15 protein-coding genes are annotated in these 19,406 nt (G+C 69.0%); 6 read left to right on the top strand and 9 right to left on the bottom strand.

Annotation, left to right across the window (positions count from 1 at the left end):
* Positions 1-136: 136 nt before the first annotated feature.
* Entirely contained in the window at positions 137-871 is a 735-nt protein-coding gene (locus tag ABGB08_RS49630) for a succinate dehydrogenase cytochrome b subunit (RefSeq protein WP_347605934.1), read from the bottom strand.
* A 155-nt stretch (positions 872-1,026) separates the two neighbouring features.
* Between ABGB08_RS49630 and ABGB08_RS49625 the strand changes: the two genes are divergently transcribed.
* The 4 genes from ABGB08_RS49625 to ABGB08_RS49610 all read left to right on the top strand — a co-directional run bounded on the left by ABGB08_RS49625 (position 1,027) and on the right by ABGB08_RS49610 (position 5,565).
* The gene (locus tag ABGB08_RS49625; protein WP_347605931.1) at positions 1,027-1,959 is read left to right on the top strand and encodes a LysR substrate-binding domain-containing protein; all 933 of its coding nucleotides are present in this window, start codon (positions 1,027-1,029) and stop codon (positions 1,957-1,959) included.
* A 137-nt stretch (positions 1,960-2,096) separates the two neighbouring features.
* Positions 2,097-2,882 carry a hypothetical protein gene (locus ABGB08_RS49620; RefSeq protein WP_347605928.1) on the top strand — a complete coding sequence of 262 codons (786 nt, stop codon included), beginning with the start codon at positions 2,097-2,099 and terminating at the stop codon, positions 2,880-2,882.
* Between the two features lie 2 nt (positions 2,883-2,884).
* On the top strand, positions 2,885-4,819 hold the full coding sequence (locus ABGB08_RS49615; RefSeq protein WP_347605937.1) for a fumarate reductase/succinate dehydrogenase flavoprotein subunit: 1,935 nt from the start codon (positions 2,885-2,887) through the stop codon (positions 4,817-4,819).
* On the top strand, positions 4,819-5,565 hold the full coding sequence (locus tag ABGB08_RS49610) for a succinate dehydrogenase/fumarate reductase iron-sulfur subunit (RefSeq protein WP_155347110.1): 747 nt from the start codon (positions 4,819-4,821) through the stop codon (positions 5,563-5,565). The genes ABGB08_RS49615 and ABGB08_RS49610 overlap by 1 nt, the downstream gene beginning before the upstream one ends.
* Before the next feature lie 47 nt (positions 5,566-5,612).
* Here the strand turns inward: ABGB08_RS49610 and ABGB08_RS49605 are convergent, their stop codons facing one another.
* The gene (locus tag ABGB08_RS49605; RefSeq protein ID WP_347605925.1) at positions 5,613-6,335 is read right to left on the bottom strand and encodes a hypothetical protein; all 723 of its coding nucleotides are present in this window, start codon (positions 6,333-6,335) and stop codon (positions 5,613-5,615) included.
* Here ABGB08_RS49605 and ABGB08_RS49600 point away from each other — a divergent pair.
* A complete protein-coding gene (locus tag ABGB08_RS49600; protein WP_347605922.1) occupies positions 6,322-6,501 on the top strand; it encodes a hypothetical protein in 180 nt (59 codons plus the stop codon). The two genes, ABGB08_RS49605 and ABGB08_RS49600, sit on opposite strands and share 14 nt — an antisense overlap.
* 1,758 nt (positions 6,502-8,259) lie before the next feature.
* On the opposite strand, the gene ABGB08_RS49595 is transcribed toward ABGB08_RS49600, so the two are convergent.
* On the bottom strand, positions 8,260-8,667 hold the full coding sequence (locus tag ABGB08_RS49595) for a (deoxy)nucleoside triphosphate pyrophosphohydrolase (RefSeq protein WP_347605919.1): 408 nt from the start codon (positions 8,665-8,667) through the stop codon (positions 8,260-8,262).
* Between the two features lie 458 nt (positions 8,668-9,125).
* On the opposite strand from ABGB08_RS49595, the gene ABGB08_RS49590 reads away from it, so the two are divergent.
* Positions 9,126-10,397 (top strand): RNA-guided endonuclease TnpB family protein, encoded by a 1,272-nt coding sequence (locus ABGB08_RS49590; protein ID WP_347605917.1) that lies wholly within the window; start codon positions 9,126-9,128, stop codon positions 10,395-10,397.
* 81 nt (positions 10,398-10,478) lie between these two features.
* Here ABGB08_RS49590 and ABGB08_RS49585 read toward each other — a convergent pair whose 3' ends face one another.
* From ABGB08_RS49585 to ABGB08_RS49560, 6 genes are read right to left on the bottom strand one after another with little or no spacing between them, the layout of a single operon-like run.
* Entirely contained in the window at positions 10,479-11,630 is a 1,152-nt protein-coding gene (locus ABGB08_RS49585; protein WP_347605914.1) for a bifunctional lytic transglycosylase/C40 family peptidase, read from the bottom strand.
* The gene (locus ABGB08_RS49580) at positions 11,627-12,262 is read right to left on the bottom strand and encodes a hypothetical protein (protein ID WP_347605911.1); all 636 of its coding nucleotides are present in this window, start codon (positions 12,260-12,262) and stop codon (positions 11,627-11,629) included. The genes ABGB08_RS49585 and ABGB08_RS49580 overlap by 4 nt, the downstream gene beginning before the upstream one ends.
* Before the next feature lie 2 nt (positions 12,263-12,264).
* A complete protein-coding gene (locus ABGB08_RS49575) occupies positions 12,265-14,562 on the bottom strand; it encodes a type IV secretion system protein (RefSeq protein WP_347605908.1) in 2,298 nt (765 codons plus the stop codon).
* Complete coding sequence (locus tag ABGB08_RS49570; protein ID WP_347605905.1) at positions 14,559-17,042, bottom strand: ATP-binding protein; 2,484 nt, start codon at positions 17,040-17,042, stop codon at positions 14,559-14,561. Before ABGB08_RS49570 ends, ABGB08_RS49575 begins: the two co-directional genes overlap by 4 nt.
* Entirely contained in the window at positions 17,035-19,044 is a 2,010-nt protein-coding gene (locus tag ABGB08_RS49565; protein WP_347605902.1) for a TcpE family conjugal transfer membrane protein, read from the bottom strand. Before ABGB08_RS49565 ends, ABGB08_RS49570 begins: the two co-directional genes overlap by 8 nt.
* A 30-nt stretch (positions 19,045-19,074) precedes the next feature.
* Positions 19,075-19,389: a hypothetical protein gene (locus tag ABGB08_RS49560; protein ID WP_347605899.1), complete on the bottom strand. Its 315-nt coding sequence runs from the start codon at positions 19,387-19,389 to the stop codon at positions 19,075-19,077.
* Positions 19,390-19,406: the final 17 nt, after the last annotated feature.

Here is a 19,406-nt window from a genome sequence, read left to right as displayed (position 1 = left end):
GACAAGAACTCCGCCTACGTGATGCTCGCCCGGGCTGGTCTGGCCCCGGCTGGTGTTGATGGCGTAAGACCTGCCGGGACGTCGTCCCGGCAGGCAGCTTGAGCCAGGAATCCCCGTCCTTCAGGGCAGGGAGCAGTCAATTCACGACTCCGATCATGATCGCGAACGGCACGGACAGGAAGCCCACCACCAGCACGGCCGACAGCAGCGCGGCGGACACTTTCAACCCCTGCCGCCCTCGGGCCAGGCCGAGCGTCTGGAACGCGCTCCACAGGCCGTGCCGCAGGTGCAGGCCGACCATGATCACCGCGACCGCGTAGAAGAGCGTCACGTACCACCGGCTGAAGCCCTCGATCATCCGGGTGTACGGCGCCGCCGCGCCCCCCGCCGGGTTGGCCACGCCGAAGGTCAGATCCAGCAGGTGGTAGACGACGAATAGGGCGATGGTCACGCCGCCCCAGCGCATGATGTGCACCACGTACCCACCCGCCTGGGACCTGCGGCGGGCCGCGTACCTGACGGGCCGGGCCGCGGCGGCGCGGCGGTAGAGCGCCACCGCCGACCAGATGTGCAGCACGATCGCAGCCAGCAGCACGACCTCGATCAGGGTGAGCAGGCCGCGCTTGGGCACCAGCGGGTAGCCGACCTCACGCAGCCAGAGCGCGTAGCCGTTGAACGCCTCGGGACCCGCGAAGGTCTTCAGGTTGCCGACCATGTGGGCGATCAGGTAGAGCACCAGAATCGTGCCGGTCACCGCCATCACGGCCTTCTGGCCGGTGGAGGACCCAAAGAACCCCCGCCGCCGCCGCGGATGCGAGGGCGGCGGCTCGATGGGCGCGGTCGACGCGCCGCGTTCGATGATGGCAGTCACACTCCGGACGGTAGGAAGCCGCTGGAGGCGCCGTCCAAGTCATCAACGATCTGGTTTCGATAGCCGGGGGCTATGACGTCAGGCCCTGCGCCCGTGCCGGGTCCCGGCCACCCGGGACAGTGCGAGCAATCTCACAACACGTACGCTTGGTAAACGTGCAGCTTCAACAGCTCGCGTCGTTCGTGGCGGTGGCCGAGACCCGGCATTTCACCCAGGCCGCCGAACGTATGCGGGTGGCCCAGCCCTCCCTGAGCAAGCAGATCAAGGCCCTGGAGACCGAACTGGGCGCGCCGCTGTTCAGCCGGGCCAGGGGAAACGTGACACTGACCCCGGCGGGCGAGGCGCTGCTGCCGCTGGCCCGCAGGATGCTGGCCGACGCCGAGACCGCCAGGCGCGAGGTGGCCGAACTCGCGGGGCTGCGGCGGGGCCGGGTACGGCTGGGCGCGACGCCGTCGCTGTGCGCGGGACTGCTGGCGGACGCGCTGGCCCGCTTCCACGACGACTACCCGGGTGTGGAACTCCAGGTCGAGGAGGGCGGCTCCCGCGATCTCGTCCGGGCGCTGGCCCGCGGGCAGCTGGACCTGGCGTTGATCATCCTGCCGTTGCAGAGCGACGATCCGGCCCTGGTGACCGAGGAGATCCTGCGCGAGACGCTGGTGGTCGCGGCGCCGGCGCACCTGGCGGGGCGCAAGCCGTACCTACGGATCGAGGAGTTGCGGCGGCGGCCGCTGGTGATGTTCCGGCGCGGCTACGACCTGCGGGAGGCGACCCTGGCGGCCTGCCGCCAGGTCGGGTTCGAGCCGAGGTTCGCGGTCGAGGGCGGCGAGATGGACGCGGTGCTGCGGTTCGTGGAAGCCGGGCTCGGGGTGGCCGTGGTGCCGTCCATGGTGCTGGACGGGCGGCCCAATCTGGCCGGGACTCCGCTGCTCCCGGGCCTGACGCGCACCATCGCGCTCGCGCACCGCAAGGACGTCGAACCGACCCGGGCGGCGCAGGCGTTCCGGGCGACCCTGCTGTCCTTCCTCACCGAGGCCACCCGGGAGGGCACCCTGCCCGAGGGCGTCGAAGCGGTGACGGAGGGCGACTAGACTTGTCTTACCCCTCGGACGGGGCACGTGACAGGAATCACAAGGACAACTCAGTGACCCGCTTCACACATAGTGTTTGCATGGTCGTAACGTAGCCCCCACCAATACGGCGTCCGTACGCGGTGGAGAGGTCCCCGATGACCCAGACAACGGCCGAGAGCCCGGCCAGGAAACAACGCGCTCAGCTCAAAGTGCGAACGCTTCGCACCGATCGATGGTGGCTTGCCCCGGCATTGACGTTCGCCGGTCTCATGGCGTTTCTCATCTACGGGTTCTGGGCGATTTTCGACGGGAGCTACTTCGTCGATCCCTATATAGCGCCATTCTCGTCGCCGTGCCTGGCGACGTCCTGCCCCGAGGGGGCCCGATTCCTGGGCCTGGCTCCCTTCGGCGACTGGTACGGTCTGCCCCCCGGCCTGCTGATCCTGGGGTTGCCGGCCGGGTTCCGGGTGACGTGCTACTACTACCGGAAGTCGTACTACCGGTCCTTCTGGCTGTCCCCGCCCGCCTGCGCCGTCGCCGAGCCGCACAAGAAGTACACCGGGGAGACCCGGCTGCCGCTGATCATCCAGAACGTGCACCGCTACTTCTTCTACGGCGCCATCGTGATCGGCGCGGTCCTCACCTACGACGCGATCCTCGCGCTGATCCACAAGCCGGGCGGTCTCGGCACCTGGATCCTGCTGGTCAACGCGGGTCTCATCGTCGCCTACACGCTGTCCTGCCACTCCTGCCGGCACATCACCGCCGGGCGGCTCAACCACTTCTCCAAGCACCCGCTGCGCTACCGGGCCTGGACGTTCATCTCCAAGCTCAACGCCAAGCACCAGCAGCTCGCCTGGGCCTCCATGTTCTCCGTCATGATCGCTGACTTCTATGTCCGGCTGGTCGCCAAGGGCGTCATCACCTTCCCGTACGCATAAGGATTCTCAACGTGGAGCGTCACGAATACGACGTCGTCGTCATCGGAGCCGGTGGAGCCGGGCTGCGGGCGGCGATCGAGGCACGACAGCAGGGCAAGCGCACGGCGATCGTCTGCAAGTCCCTGTTCGGCAAGGCTCACACCGTCATGGCCGAGGGCGGCGCCGCCGCGGCCATGGGGAACGTCAACCCCGACGACAACTGGATGGTGCACTTCCGGGACACCATGCGCGGCGGCAAGTTCCTCAACAACTGGCGGATGGCCGAACTGCACGCCAAGGAGGCCCCGGACCGGGTCTGGGAGCTGGAGGCCTGGGGCGCGCTGTTCGACCGCACCAGGGACGGCAAGATCAGCCAGCGTAACTTCGGCGGCCACGAGTATCCGCGGCTCGCGCACGTGGGCGACCGGACCGGCCTGGAGCTGATCCGCACCCTGCAGCAGCGGGTGGTGGCGCTCCAGCAGGAGGACTACGCGCTGCACGGCGACTACGAGGCCTACATCAAGGTCTTCGCCGAGTGCACGGTGACCCGCCTGCTCAAGGACGGCGACTTTAAGGATGGAGGCGCTATCTCCGGCGCGTTCGGCTACTGGCGGGAGACCGGCAAGTTCATCCTCTTCGACACCCCAGCCGTGGTGCTGGCCACCGGCGGCATCGGCAAGTCGTATGTGGTGACCTCCAACTCCTGGGAGTACACGGGGGACGGGCACGCGCTGGCCCTGCTGGCCGGGGCGAACCTGATCAACATGGAGTTCATCCAGTTCCACCCGACCGGCATGGTCTGGCCGCCCTCGGTGCGCGGCATCCTGGTCACCGAGTCGGTCCGCGGCGACGGCGGCGTGCTGCGCAACTCGCTCGGCGAGCGGTTCATGTTCAACTACGTGCCGGACGTGTTCAAGGACAAGTACGCCACCACCGAGGAGGAGGGCGACCGCTGGTACACCGACCAGGCCAACAACCGCCGCCCGCCGGAGCTGCTCCCCCGCGACGAGGTGGCCCGCGCGATCAACTCCGAGGTGAAGGCCGGGCGCGGCTCCCCGCAGGGCGGCGTGTTCCTGGACGTGTCCTCCCGGCTGCCCGCCGCTGAGATCATCAAGCGGCTGCCGTCGATGCATCACCAGTTCAAGGAGCTGGCCGACGTCGACATCACCAAGGAGCCGATGCAGGTCGGCCCGACCTGCCACTACATCATGGGCGGGGTCGAGGTGGACGCCGACACCGGCGCCGCCTCCGTGCCCGGCCTGTTCGCGGCCGGCGAGGTGTCCGGCGGCATGCACGGCTCCAACCGCCTCGGCGGCAACTCCCTGTCCGACCTGCTGGTTTTCGGCCGCCGCGCCGGGGCCGGGGCCGCCGCCTACGTGGACGGCCTGGCCAAGCGCCCGGTGGTGACCGGGGTCGAGGAGGCCATGGCGGAGGCCGTCGCCCCCCTGGAGCGGGCCAGCGGCGAGAATCCGTACGACGTGCATCACGAGCTCCAGCGCACCATGAACGAGCTGGTCGGCATCATCCGCAAGTCGGCTGAGATCGAGGAAGCCCTGGACGTGGTGGAGAAGCTCAAGGAGCGGGCCAAGAACACCGCCTCCACCGGCGGCAAGATCTACAACCCGGGCTGGCATCTGGCCATCGACCTGCGCAACATGCTGCTGGTCAGCGAGTGCGTGGCCAAGGCGGCGCTGCTCCGCGAGGAGAGCAGGGGCGGCCACACCCGCGACGACTACCCGGTCATGTCGGCCGGCTGGCGGCGCAAGCTGCTGGTCTGCTCGGCCCCACCGGACGGCGCGGAGGTGACCGTGGTCGAGCGGGAGCAGCCGTCCATGCGCGACGACCTGCTCACCCTGTTCGACCGCGGCGAGCTGGCCAAATACCTCACCGAGGAAGAAATGGCGGAGTACGACGCCGCGCTCGCGGGGCCGCTGGCAGCACAGAAGAGAGAGTCGTGATGGGGTACAAGGCGAAGTTCCGCGTCTGGCGGGGCGAGGGCGGCGACGGCAAGCTGGAGGACTTCACCGTCGAGGTGAACGAGGGCGAGGTCGTGCTCGACGTCATCCACCGCCTGCAGGCCACCCAGGCGCCCGACCTGGCAGTCCGCTGGAACTGCAAGGCCGGCAAGTGCGGATCCTGCTCGATGGAGATCAACGGCAAGCCGCGGCTGGGCTGCATGACCCGGATGTCCACCTTCGAGGAGAGCGACACGATCACGGTCACCCCGATGCGGACGTTCCCCGTCATCAAGGACCTGGTCTGCGACGTCTCGTTCAACTACCAGAAAGCCCGGGAGATCCCGTCGTTCACGCCGCCGTCCGACGTGCGGCCCGGCGAGTACCGGATGCAGCAGATCGACGTCGAGCGGTCCCAGGAGTTCCGCAAGTGCATCGAATGCTTCATGTGCAACAACGTCTGCCACGTGATCCGGGACCACGAGGAGAACAAGACCAACTTCGCCGGGCCGCGCTTCCTGATGCGGATCGCGGAGCTGGACATGCATCCGTATGACGTGGCCGACCGCAAGGACGCCGCACAGGAGGAGCACGGACTCGGCTACTGCAACATCACCAAGTGCTGCACCGAGGTCTGCCCCGAGCACATCAAGATCACCGACAACGCGCTGATCCCGATGAAGGAACGCGTGGTCGACCGCAAGTACGACCCGCTGGTCTGGCTCGGCAACAAGATCTTCCGCCGCTGACACCGAAGCGCCGACCGGATCCATCCGGTCGGCGCTTACTTTTCGTTCTAGTACGGCCTGCGGCGGCGCGGATCGTCCTGTTCACCGGACTGATCCCCCTGCGCGGGGAAGGTCGCCGTTCCGCCCGGCAGTGGCTCCTCGATCGTCCGCTCGATCACATATCCCTGCGGATACACCGGCGCCTGCGCGGGCGGCGGATACGACTGCTGCTGCGCCTCCGGCTGGCCATACGGCTGCTGCGGGTACGGCATCGGGTACGGCACCGGCACATAACTGACCACTGGCGGCTGGTACGGCTGCACCGGATACCCGGGATACGGCATCATCTGGCCGGGCATCGCCTGACCGGGCATCGGCTGTCCCGGCATCTGCATCCCCGGCATCGGCTGCATTCCAGGCATCATCATCCCCGGCATCATGCCTGGCATCCCCGGCATCATGCCTGGCATCCCCGGCATCGGCATCCCGCGCCGGATCGCCGCCGCGTGGGCCAGCCTGCGCAGGCGGCCCTCGAAGACCAGCCAGCCGACCAGGGCGAGCAGCACCAGCAACGCGGCCGGGGCGGCCAGCTTGCGGCTGAGGCCGGTCTGGTCGAACTCGGGGATGGAGTTGCGGATCTCGATCGCGACCGTCTCCGGGTCGGGCTCGGTCAAGGCCGGGCCGGGGGTCGGATTCGCCGGCGGGGTCTCTCCGGCGGTCGGGAGGGAGATCGAGGGCTCCGACACCTCGGCGCTCTCGGTCGGGATGATCGGATCGGTGTTCGGAATCACCGGCTGCACGGTCGGGATCGTGGCAGGGGGCGTATTGGTGGCCGCCGCGGGCGTCGGACTCGGACTCGGGGCCGCGGTGGTCGGCGTCGGCGTGACCGTCGCGGTGACGGTGACGCTGACATCACCGGTGGGCTCAACCGTGATCGTGGTCGTAACGCAGGGCTGACCGGGGGGACAAGGATCGACCGGATTGGCCGCCTGCGCACTCGCGGCGATCATCACCACAACCGAAGCCGAGGCCAGCGAGGCGGCGACCACGGACGCGACCCGCCTATGTGCGCGTCCGACCACCGCATCCTCCGCCGTTTTCGCCGTCTCTGCCCGACTTACTAGGTCAAGGAAATACTAGTCCGGCAAAGGAGTGGCAAAACATGTTTCGACCCAGCGAGTCTTATTCGGCCTCGATCTCCCTCCGTTTCCGGCCCAACCGCATCTGCAACCCCAAGACCGCAACCAACCCCGCCACAGCCGCCGCGACACCCGGCAACCCCTTGATCGAATCAAGCCGATCCTGGGCCTGGGCAGACACGTGATTCCCCAGGTAAGGCGGGTTGAGCAGCGGCGAAGCACCAGGCAGGGTCGGCGTAGGCGCGATAAGCGGAACACCAGCAGACCCAAACAACCCAGGCGAGAACGGAACAGACCCCATCTCCGGCGTCGCCACAGGCAGCGAGGGCACAATCACCGAAGGCACCCCCGCCACCCCACCCAGGTCCGACGAACCCGACAGACTCCCCCCACCCAAAGGACTCTGCACAACACCAGAACCGACAACGGGCGGCATCCCCAAACTAGGCGAAACCCCCTGCGACACCCCCGGCCCAACCTGCACCTGAGGCACTCGCCCGACGCCAGACCCAGCCTGCGCATCCCGCCCGACACCCTGCTCCTCCTGGCCACCTGACGTCCCTGAACCGCCCGATGTCCCCGAGCTCGACGCCCCTGAACTCGAAGCCCCTGAACTCGAAGCCCTTGAACTCAACGCCCCCGAACCGCCCGACGCACCTGAACTCAACGTCCCTGAACCGCCAGACGCCCCTGAACTCGACGCCCCTGAACCGCCCGACGTCCCTGAGTTCGACGAACCTGAGTTCGACGAACCTGGGCCGCTCCGGGGCTCGATGGCGAAGCCACGGGATGGCGGGGGCGGGCGGAGCCCGCGGGAAAACGAAGGGAGGGTGGGTGGGACAACCCCCTGACCCGACGGACTCGCGGAAGAGGCCATCAACTGATCAGGCTGCCTCTCCCGATCAAACCTCTCGCTCTGTTCGAACACCCGCGATTCAGCCCTCAAACGCCGATCTTCGAGCAGCCAGGCTCTGTCCCATCTCTCCCACTCGGAGTCCTCGCGCCGCCGCACGGGCGCGAACGGTTCGACACCCGGCCCAGCGCTGATCCCTGGAGACGGTGAGGGCATCGGCGTGGGACCGCTGGGCAAGCCTCTCGAAGGGCTCGCCAAGGGCTCGGTAGCCGGTGCGAAGAACGGCCCGGTGGCGGGCGAAGGCGTACAAGTGAGGTCTGGGGATGGTGGGACCGGCCAGGGAAGAACCGAAGCGGAAGGGATCGGAACGTTAGGCATCGGAACCCAGGGAGCGGGCGTCGGGATGACTGGAATGCTCGGAATGGTGACACCCGTGATGGGCGGCGGCACGCAGGCAGGCAGGCCGGACGGAGGCAGCGGCAGAAGCGGCGACCCAGGCGGCAGAGGAGCCAGCGGAGGCAGCGGGAGTGGAGGTGGCGGAGGCAGGGGCAACGGGGGCGGCAGCGGAACCGCGGCAGGATCTGTCATCGGCTGGTTATCGATTGCGGCCGTCGCGGTGCCGCCGAGGATGACGGCCCCAGCCCCCACAACCGACACGACATATCCCCGCCGCCACCAACTCGCCACCCGAACTCCCCCGATGCACGCTTCGTAAGCGTTATGTCACACCAGGTCCGAGCTCAACCCTTCCTTGAGCAGATCTTGGACCGCCCCCACGATCGGAAGATCAGCAGGCAGCCACGCCACCGAAGAGAACTCCGCCGGCGCCAGCCACCGCAACGCCAGATGCTCCCGCGCCACCGGCGTCCCCGCCGCCAACGTGGCCAGCCAGACGCGCAGCACATACCCTTCGCTCAGCGGCCAGTCCCCACCCACCCGCCGACCAATACTGATCTTTACTCCGAGCTCCTCGTCACACTCCCGCACCAGGGCGTCATGCTCGCTCTCCCCCGGATCGACCTTCCCCCCCGGAAGCTCCCACCCACCCATGAGCTCCGGCGGCTCGGCCCGCTGAGCAGCCAGCAGCCGCCCACCCTCGACTATCGCAGCGCCGACAACGATCTTCTCCATGCCTGCCTAGGGTACGCTGGAACGCTCCCCCACACCGGACCAACGCGGTTGACTCGCGTTTACCGAGAAGCCGCAGAAGGCCCCGTCCTTCAGGGCGAGGATGAATGCGGTCCCCCTGGGAGGAGATTTGCCGCCGTCAGGCGGCGCAGCCCGGAGCGCGTAGCGCGGACCCAAAACCTCAGGCGGGGCGGCGTTGCTGTTCGATGGACCGCCTGATGATCGAGGCCGGGCACCGCCGCGGGAAGCGGCGAAATAGCGTCATCGCGTCATCGCGTCATCGCGTCATCGAAGACATTCTGCGACGTTCCGCCGAGATGAGGTCGCGAAGACCAGGTGATCGTGGGAGCGCGGAGATGACGTGCCCGCCACGCCGGTGTTCGGCTTCCTCGCTCATCGGTCATGCGCTAGTGTGTTCGAGTAGTTACGGTGTGTGGCCGGTGTGCAGGAGGAGGGCTCGGGTGAGGCTGCGCTACAACTACCGGCTCTACCCCGACGATTCCCATCGCCAGGCGCTGGCCCGGTTGTTCGGGTGTGTCCGCGTGGTGTGGAATGACGCGCTGGCGATGCGCAAGGCCGCCCGCAAGGCCGGTCTGCCCTGGATCGGCGGCGGGGACCTGCAGAAGATCTGTATCACCGCGGCCAAGCAGACGCCGGAGCGGGAGTGGCTAGGTGGGGTGTCCCCGGTCCCGTTGCAGCAGTCGCTGCGTGACCTGGACCAGGCGTACCAGAACTTCTTCGAATCAGTCACTGGAAAGCGTAAGGGTCGGCGGATGGGGCTGCCGGTGTTCAAGTCACGCCGGGACCGGCGCCAATCGGCCCGGTTCACCCGCACCGCCTTCCGCCTGCCCGACGACGGGACGCTGTACCTGGCCAAGATCGGGAACATCGAGGTCCGCTGGTCCCGGGAGCTGCCCGCGGCCCCGTCCTCGGTCATTCAGGACGCGGCGGGCCGCTATTTCGCCTCGTTCGTGATCGAGGTCGAGGACGCCGGGCAGGTGTTGCCCGAGGCGGAGGCCGAGGTGGGGATCGATCTGGGTTTGACGCATTATGCGGTCTTGTCGGATGGCACGAAGATTACTAATCCGCGGTGGCTGCGCCGCCGGGCCAGGCGGCTGGCCCGGCTGCAGCGCGCGCTGTCACGCAAACGCAAAGGATCGAAGAACCGGGAGAAGGCACGCATCGCGGTGGCCCGCCAGCACGCCAAGGTGGCTGATGCGCGCCGGGATTTCCTGCACCAGACCAGCACATCGATCATCCGCGAGAACCAAGTGGCTGCGATCGAGGATCTGGCGGTGCGGGGCCTGGCCCGCGGCAGGCTGGCCAAATCGGTCAACGACGCGTCCTGGGGTACGTTCCGCACGCTGCTGGGTGGGAAGGCGGCCCGCTATGGGCGGACGGTCATCACGGTCGGCCGCTGGTTCCCTTCTTCCCAGTTGTGCCCGTGTTGCGGGTGGCGGAACGGGAGGGTGCCGTTGGGGGTGCGGGAGTGGGATTGCCCGTCCTGCGGGGAGCACCACGACCGCGACCTGGCAGCCGCGCTCAACATTCTGGCCGAGGGCATCCGCCTGCGCGCGCAGGCAGAGGCGGCCTCCGCCGGAGGATGGCCGGATGAGGAGATGGTGGCCGCCGGGCTGGCGGACACGGAAAACGACTGTGGAGGGCGGGTAAGACCAGGCGAGGCAATTCCGACCCTGGCACCGCCCGCAACCTACAACGCTCACGCGGCGTAGCAGAAGCAGTAAGAATCCCACGGCGACGTGGGGGAATCCCCGGCGTTCACGCCGGGGAGGATGTCAACAACCAACAAACTCCTAACCAGAACCCCGCCGACCAGGCGACTCACCGCCGCGGCCGCCCAGCGATCCCATCGCGCCAAGACTGGGCGCCCCCACCGCCAGCGGCAGCCGTTTCAACTGCTCCAGCACATCCGGATTCTGCAACGGCCGGGTATATCCCACGATCCCGATCCGATCCTTATATGTCGTGATCTTGATAGGCCCGCACAACGTACACCGCGCCTCGATCATCTTCCCCGGCGAAACGATCATCCCCACATGCCCCGGATTGGTGACCGACGTCCCCGGCCCCGCGTTGAAGAACACCAGGTCCCCCGCCTGCTCCTCCCCCGCGTCGACCTTCTCCCCGAACGGCCACTGCCCGAACGTCGTCCGCGGAATCGACAACCCCGCGTTCCGATAGGCCATGTAGATGATCCCCGAACAGTCGTACGCGTCCGGCCCGGTTCCCCCCCACCGATAGGGCTTGCCCCGCTGCGCCAGCGCATATTCAAGGATCTTGGCCACGACCGCGCTCGGCGCCTGCACCGTGAAATCGCAGTCGGGATTGTTCTCCGGCGGAATACCGACCTCGCCGCTGGCCGCGTACCGGGCGGCGATCTCCAGCACCTGATCCACATACCAGGTCGCCCGGTTGTAGACGAAGATTGCTTTGCGCAGGTCGTCGGGCGCGCCGTTACGTTTGAGCATCTTGGCCGCCCCCAGGATGGCGTCCGCCGGGTTGTACACATCCGCGATGCCATCCTCGTCACCGTCGGAGGCGTACCCGTTGAACTCCGACGGGATCTCGATCCTCGCCTTGCCCCCCCAGGTGCCGATCAGGAACTGCATCGGCCCGGCCGCGCCCGCCTCGTTGGTGCCCGACTTGACCCCCGGGAGGTCGGAGCGCCCGTGGTCGGTCTCCCGCTTACCAACCGCCGCCAGCACATTCCACTGCACCCCGATGGCGGCACCGTGCTTCTTGTACAAAGCCAGATACTCCGGCGGAATGTCCTCTTTCGCGGTCTCGGACAGGTCGCCCGTATCGACCTCACACTCCGCGCCCCCGCCACCGAACAACCCGCCCGGTAACGGCGTCATCAGCACGATCGACCCAAACAGGGTCAGCGGCAGGGCCACGGCAAGGAGCCCGGCCACCCATTTCCACGAGAGCCGGCTCTTCGTCACGGGGTGGTGTCCCCGTCCTGCCCGGCGTCGGCGGGCTGCATGTCGTACACCCGCCAGTCCACGCCCAGCTTCATGACCGTCACCGCGTAGGAGTCGGTCTGGTCACGCTCCCCCGCGGTGCTGGTGATGTGCTGGACGGAGTCGACCACGAAGACCACCGAGCCCACGCTCAGGTCCCTGATCAAGGTCACCTTGGCCGAGCCGTCCGAAACGGTCTGCTCGGCGGCGTCGTGCTCGGTCAGCGCGGGCGCGGTCAGGCTCCGGGTCAGCTCCTCACCGAACTCCACAGTCGCGAATCTGCGCACCCGATCCACCCGGGCTACTGGATCCGCATGCGTGTATGTGCCGTATGCGCCGACGAACCGCCGAGCCAGATCGGCGGCGGCAGCCAGCTCGTCCCGGCTGAGCGGCAGGTAGTTGTAGACATCGAACTCGCCCGAGGGCGTACTCGCCACCTGGCTCGGCAAAACGGGCGCCGCAGTGCCCGAAGGAGCGTTGCGGCCGGTGGGGGCCGCCTCCGGGTCGTTCTGGCCATCCCCGCCGCCCAGCATCGTGAGATAGATGCCGAGGGCGGCGAGCACGACCACCACGGCCACGAAGACGAGTCTCCTCCGGCCGTCGGTTCCCTCCATGATCAGTCCTTGTCGCGGTCGGGGGGCCTCAACCAGAACGGTGCGTTGTCGCCACCGCGCGCGCTCTTGGCTCTGCTGCTGGGCAGCCACAGCGGCGGCGCTTCGGAACGTGGCTGCCGGGGCGACTCGGCACGCGGCGGCTGCGAGGACCGGGGCGTCTCAGCACGCGGCGGCCGTGGCGGTTCCGACCGCCGCTCCGCACGCGGGCTCTCCGACCGCCCCGAACGCCGCCCGCCACCGAACAGGCTCCCGCCACCCCCGAAGAACCCACCACCGGACGAACTGCGACCACCGGACGAGCCACCACCGAACAACCCGGACGAGCCGCGCGATGAACCACCACGGGACGCGGAGGACGGACGCGAGGCCCAGCCGCCGGAACGGCCGCCGAACCACCCTCCGGAAGAGGAGGAGGAACCACCCGAACTCGGCACGCTCCCGCTGCTGGATGGAACCGGCCCACCCGGACGTCGCGGACCGGTGGCCCCAGGACGAGCGCCCGCAGGCGGCCGAAGGTTCAGCGGCGGCGCCGAGCCCGGCCGTGGCGCGGGCACACCGCCCGCCTTCTTGCGCGCGTCGGTTTCCAGCGGCGCGGGCTGCCCGGTCGCCCGGACTCCGGTGGCCCCGGCCGCCTGCTCCTCGCCGCGCACCTTGCCCTGGGCCACCGTAGTGGCCGCGGCCGCTCCCGCCCCGGCCCCCGCCGCCATGGACGCGGCCCCGATGACGGGCTCCGCCTTGCGCAGCCCCCAGCGGCCGATCCGGGCTGAGGCCACCGGTGGGAGCACCACGCTGGACCGCTGCAGGATCGGCGAACTCGCCGCCTCGCCCAGCATCCGGGTGGTGAGGTTGTGGCCGCCCATGGTGGAGAACAGATGCTGGAACGGCCGCCGATAGAAGAACACGGCCAGCGTCAGCAACGCCATGAACATGATCTGCATGCCCCACGGCAGCGGCGTCGAGATGATCAGTGCGTAGCCGTACACCAGGACGCCCAGCACGAGGGCCAGCACCGCCTGCCTGAGCAGCGTGCCGACCAGCATCTCCACCCAGCGCATCGCGATGATCCGCCCGGCCCCGGGATGCACGCCGATCAGCAGGAACACCGGACCGAGAATCAGCAGCAGCAGGAAGCCGATCTTGAGGACCAGCAGCGAGACCGAGACCAGGAAGATCAGCACCCCGGCCACCATGGCCGCGATGAACGCGCCGATCGCCACGCTCAGGCGGCTCGTCCAGTCCTTGCCCTGGAACAGGAAGAACTGTGGAGTGGCCTCCAGGGGCTTGGCGACCTCCTCCTCGAAACGTTGCTGGTGGGCGTCGCCGGCGGGCGCCTGGCGGGCCTGCTGCTCGGCCTGGTCGATGGCCTGGATCTCCAGCACCTTCGGCCCGAAGGTGGCCACGATCGGGGCGTTCGGGTCGGCCGTGCCGAACTCGCCCATCAGCCACGGCTTGCAGACCAGCGTCGACCACAGCGCGTCGGCGTTCTGCGCCACGCCGGGGGTGCCGGGCTGGCCGTAGCCGCCGTTGGCGGCGCGGGTGCCCTCGGCGCCCTGCGCCGGCAGGCAGGACGCGCCGCCCGCGCCGGGCAGGCCGGAGAAGGCCGAGTTGACGATCTCGCTGGTCTTGTCGGTGATGGTCTTGCCGACGCCGGTCAGGTCCTGGGGGCGGCTGAAGAACCAGGTGGCCACGGTGACCGCCAGGACCATCCAGATGACACCCTCGTAGGTGGTGGTGGCGCGTTTGCGGAGCAGGCCGTACCAGGCCAGCCAGATCGCGGCGATGATCACGATCGGCCGCAGGAACGGCCAGTACATCGCGTCGGCCAGGTTGACGACCATGTCGTCGACCACGTTCTTGATCGGCAGTAGCGGGCCCTCGGTGGCCGCCGCCTCGTAGGTGGTGATGGTGAGCCGGTCGACCGCCTTGGCCCAGGAGAAGATCGTGTTGGCCCAGGCGTTGCCGAGCACCGCGGCCACGTCCGAGCAGCCGAGGCCGTAGGTGTGCCAGAACTGACCGGCCATGCCGTACCTGGCGTAGTTGGTGAGCTGCTGGTCCGGGGCGACCTCGACCGGGGTGCCCGCGCCGACGCCCGCGCCCGCCGCGGCGCCGGTGTCGCCGGTGTCCGGTGGGGGCGGTTTGACCAGGCCGTCGACGCCGCCGCCGACCATCTCCGGGGCCAGCGACGAGGACAGATCACAGATCCCGTCGGCGCTGGCCGTACTGGATGCGAAGACCAACGGAAGACTGAGGACGGTGACCACAGCCACCAGCACCAGCGCTAACCGGCGGACAAACCTCACGACCGCACCTCCTGCGCGACCCCCGACCTGCTGGATCCCCCCTGAAGATCATGCATGTTCTCGCCGGGTTTGTCGTGCGTCGGATTCGTATCGAGCCAGCGCAGCAGCTCCGGCGAGATCAGGTCCACGCCGATCCGGCCGGCCCGGCCGTCCAGATCGCGGAAGACACACTCGCCGTTGCCGAGGGAACGCAAGACCGCCTTGTGCTCCTCTGACCCATCGACACCCAGCAACTCCAGCACGTGCTCGACCTCGACCCGTTCGGTCGAGCGAAACGCGAACACCGAGGACAGGCAGTTGGTGACCTGCTCGTTCAGCAGGTCACCCGCGTTCTGCGAGACCAGGACGAGCGCGGTGTTACGGGAGCGCCCCATCCGGGACACCTCGGGCACCAGCTTGGCGCCCTCCGGCGTGGACGTGATCGCCCACGCCTCGTCCAGGAAGATCGCCTTGGGAGTCCGCCGGTCCAGGCCGTTCATCAGCCGCCGGGCGAACTGGGACACCAGGTAGAGCAGCGCGACCGAAAGCCGCTGCTCGTAGGAGTAGTCGTCGCGAGTGGTGGCCACGTCCGGCAGGGTCAGGCCGCCGAGGGTGAACACCGTGGTCCAGCCCTCGGTGTCGATCTGGTCGCCGCCGAAACGGTCGAAACACAGCCGGGCCAGGCGCATCTCCGACATCGAGCGCAGCACCGCGCCCAGGTTCTTGGAGGCCGCGTCCTCGGTCTGCTCCAGGTGGTCGATCACCTTGCCGAGCGAGGGATCCGGCTGGTTGGAGACCGCCGCCACCGCCTGGATCATCGCCGACTCGCGCTCCTCCGACATGCGCGGCAGCAGCAGCCGCAGCGTCTCGGTGGCCATCGTCTTCTTGGCCGCGATGTCGTCGCCGAACGAGAACGGGTCAAGCAGGCCTGGCGCGGCCGAGGCCAGCGGGATCGTCCTGGCCCGGCGACCCCGCTGGTGCAGCAGCTCCACCAGCGAGGAGGCGTCGCCCTTCGGGTCGATCACGGCCACCGTGACCCCGCGCAGCGCCATCTGGTAAATCAGCAGCAGCGCCAGCGTGGTCTTGCCGCCGCCCGGCTCGCCGGTGATCGCGATCGCCGTCGGCCGGTTCCTGGTCGCCGCCACCAGCGGGTCGAAGTGCACGATGCTGCGCGCCCGGCCCAGGGTCTCCCCGATGTACGGCCCGAGCCACCCGGAGCTGCCGTCGTCCACCCGGTCACCCAGATCCACGGTCGCGTGCGCCATCCCGCCCGCGATCGTGCGCAGCGGCTGGCGCTGGGCGTACGCGTTGACCCGCACCTTCTCCCCCGGCAGCGCCTCGCAGAACAGCGAGAACTGGTCGCCGGTGGAGTTGACCACGTCAATGCCCAGGTCACGGTAGTGCTCGACGACCGCCTCGACGCGCTGCACGCACATCTCCTCGGTGGGGGCGGAGACGCTCATCCGGTGCCAGCCGTACACGAACGGCAGGCGTTCCTTGGTGATGCCGTGCTCCAGCATCCTGGCCGCGTCGATCTGCTCGGCCAGCGCCAGCGGGGCCTCCGCGCCCGCCTCCCTGATGTGGATGTCCATGTCGCGGGCGTGCGCCAGCTTGCGGGCCACGTCCTTGCTGGCCCGCACCGGCGGGATCAGCCGCATCCGGCTGGAGATCTCCACCGGGAACGGCAGCTGGTCGCCGAAGTGAATCCACGGCTCGCCGTCGGGGAACGGCATCAGGTCGGGGAAACGGGCGAAGGACAGGTGCGCGGTGTAGGAGTCGCCGCCCGGCTGCTCGATCCGCAGCAGCGACCTGCCGTTGTGGATCTGGCCTTCGACCAGGGCCTCGATCTCGCCCCGGCCCCAGCGCCTGCGCGGGCTGGCCGAGGGTGGCGGGTCGCCGAGCGCGCCGGACGCGGCGTGCTGGAACAGCCAGGCGATCTCGACCGAGGTGGCGTGCCTCGCGTACAGCGCGCTGGAGGCCAGCGCACGGCCGAGCCGTTCCGCCGACTCGGTCCATTTCGTCACCTCGCGCTCGGGCACGTGGTCGTCCTCCAGGCCGAGCGACTTCTCCGAACGCTGGTAGAAGCCGAACAGCTGGGCCAGCACGCCGCTGCCGAGCTGCGTGCCGCGCGACCCCAGCCGCACCCCCAGATAGACCTCCTTGGACCAGAAGTCCTTCGCCCAGACGTGCCGGTACATCTCCTCCAGGTAGTCACGCCAGCCCGGGCCCTCGTCCGAGGTCGCGTTCAGCGCCATCGCCCACTCGGCCGCCGGATAGGTCCGGTGCGCGACCCGCAGGTGCACCTCGGCGTCCTGCATCCGGATCGCGGCCAGCGCGATCGTCACATTGGTGGCGAGGGACTCGCGCTCCTCGGGCGTGATGAACTCGTAGCTGACCGTCGGGAGCCTGAAGTAGGCCCACGCCGCCGACTCGGTGAGCAACACGCGGTCGTCGAAATACCGCACGGCCAGGCGGCTTCGCGCCCGGGACGCCCTAGCCAACGATGCTCTCCCCTCTCGCGGTGGTCAGCCCACTCGCGACCACTCCGGCCAGTGCGACATACGCCCGGCGCCCGCCCGCGCGGAGATCGCCGAGATCCACCGGTCCGGATTCGGCGAGCTCGTCCTCCCACGGCACCCGCACGATGGCCCGGCACCTGCCCCGCGCCACCGCCTCGGCCCGCTCGACGTCCGCCAGGCTGCGCCGGCTGACCCCGTTCACCACCATGACCGCGCGCCGCCGCAGGTCCGCGCAGCCGTGCCCGTCCAGCCAGTCGTAGGTCATGGCCACCGCGTCGGGCGCGTCCGCGCTCGCCGGAGCCACCAGCACCAGCTGATCGGCGTACGGCAACAGCCGCGCGGCCAGCGCCGCCGCCGGATCCATCAGGATCACCCGGTACTGCTGGTCCAGCAGCCGCATCGCGCGCGCGATCCGCTGGTCGGAGAAGGCCGACCGGTCCGCGATGCGCTGCTCGGCGCCCTCGTCGGTGTCGGCGGCCAGCACGTCCAGGCCGGACTCGCACCGGCTGGTGTAGGCGCCGACGTGGGTGCCGACCTGGTCGATCACGGCCAGGAAGGAGCTGAGCGTCTCGGGGGACTCGGGCCTGATCCTGGTGGTCAGGGTGTGGTCGCCGGTGTTGGCGTCCACCGCGAGCACGCCGTCGTCGCGGTGCCGGGCCAGGGTGTGGCCGAGCAGCAGGGCGGTCGTGCTCTGGCCCGCGCCGCCGGTGCAGCCCAGCACGACCACGCGGCGGCTGCCGGTGATCGGGGTGCGCACCCGCGCCTCGTCGTTCTCGGTCCCATCGGTGCGGCCTCCGCCGCTGCCCACCACGACCTGGGCGATCCGCCGCCAGCCGCCTTGGGGGTCCCGGCCGACGACGGACTCGACACGGCGGACCTTGGGCTCTTCCGCGGGTTTGCTTTCGGGGCGGGGGACGGGGACGGGGGCTGCGGGCTGGCCGGATAACGCCGGGACGGCGCGGATGGAGACCTGGCGTTCGGGTTTGCGCTCGGGGATGGGGGGTCTGGGGGGCTGGCCGCGGCGATGTTGTTCCCTGGCCTTGTCGGCAGGGGGTGCGGAGTCGGTCGCGGAGGTGGCGGCGCTCATGGGGCTGGGGGCTGATTTGTCGGTCTCAGTGGAGGCGGCGGCCAAGCGGCGGAGGCGGCGGAGAGCGTCGGGGCCGATCGGCGGGGCCGTGGTTTCGGCGACCGGGGATTCCTGCCGTCGCGGCTCGGGCATCTGTGGCTCGGGCCTGCGCGGCTCGGGCATTTCCGAAATTTCCGGCTTGGCCTTAATGAGCTCGGGCCGCTTCGGCTCGGGCTTTTCGAGTTCCGGCCTTCTTGGTTCCGGTTTTCTGGGTTCTTGTGGCACGAAGACCGGGATGGCCGGGGCCTTGGCGGTCGCCGTACCCCAGGAGGGACGGACGGTCGGCTCGGCGACCGGGGGGATCGGCGTGGGCTCGGCCGGGATCGCGGCGGCCGCGGCGGCGACGGCTGGGCGGACCGTGCCAGGGACGCGGCGCTTCAGCGGCTCCGGGGACTTCTGCGGGAGCTTCACGGAGAGCTTCGCCGACGCGGCGGCGCGGGCGAACATGGGGGCGGGCTGGGCGTGCCGGGCACGGCGGGGGACCGTACGGCGAGAGGCGCGCCAGACGCGGCCGTGGAAGACGACCTCGTCCGGTTCCGAGACGGGGGCCAGGCGGCACCAGGTGCGCGGCTCGGACAAGTAGCGGCTCTGCGACTGGAGAAGCTCGGTGAGGCGCTTCCCCTCGATCACCGGGCGAGTGGACAGCCAGGTGATCACGCCGGGCGGGACCAGGTAGATCACGTGCCAGGGCGCGTCGAACTTCAGGCCGACGAGTTGCAGGAAGACCCACCAGGGCGCGCTCACGCCGACGAAGACACCGATCCAGACGATGGGGAGCGGCGTCGGCAGCCGTAGGTCGTACAGCTTGTAGAGCCGCTTCTCAATGCGCCAAATATTGGTGTATGTAGGTAGGTCCACCCGATTCCTCCTCTCCCAGCGTGCCCAGGTTCACTGGATGCCAAGCGCCCCCGCGATGGCCTTCGCCGTCACCTCGATGATGTTCGGCACGTAGAAGATCACGCCGATCGCGATCGCCAGGATGATGAACTGGACGAACCGCGTGATCTCCCTGGTGAAGAGGAAGAAGAGCGCGACCACCGAGACGATCACCAGGAACAAAGGCCCGAAGAAGCGGCGCAGGAATTCGGCCAGCCCTTCGGTGTTGATGCCCTGGTTCGGCGCCGGGGTCGGCGTGAAAGCAAAGAGTTCGGCGCCGCCCAGCTGGCTGGACACGGCGCTCTCCAGAATCGTGTGCACAATCATTTTCGCCCTCCCGGGGG

This window comes from Acrocarpospora sp. B8E8 (genome assembly GCF_039871605.1).
GTDB lineage: Bacteria > Actinomycetota > Actinomycetes > Streptosporangiales > Streptosporangiaceae > Acrocarpospora > Acrocarpospora macrocephala.
The sequence above is the reverse complement of the archived record's forward strand: the minus strand, read 5'-3'. Positions and strand labels throughout refer to the sequence as shown.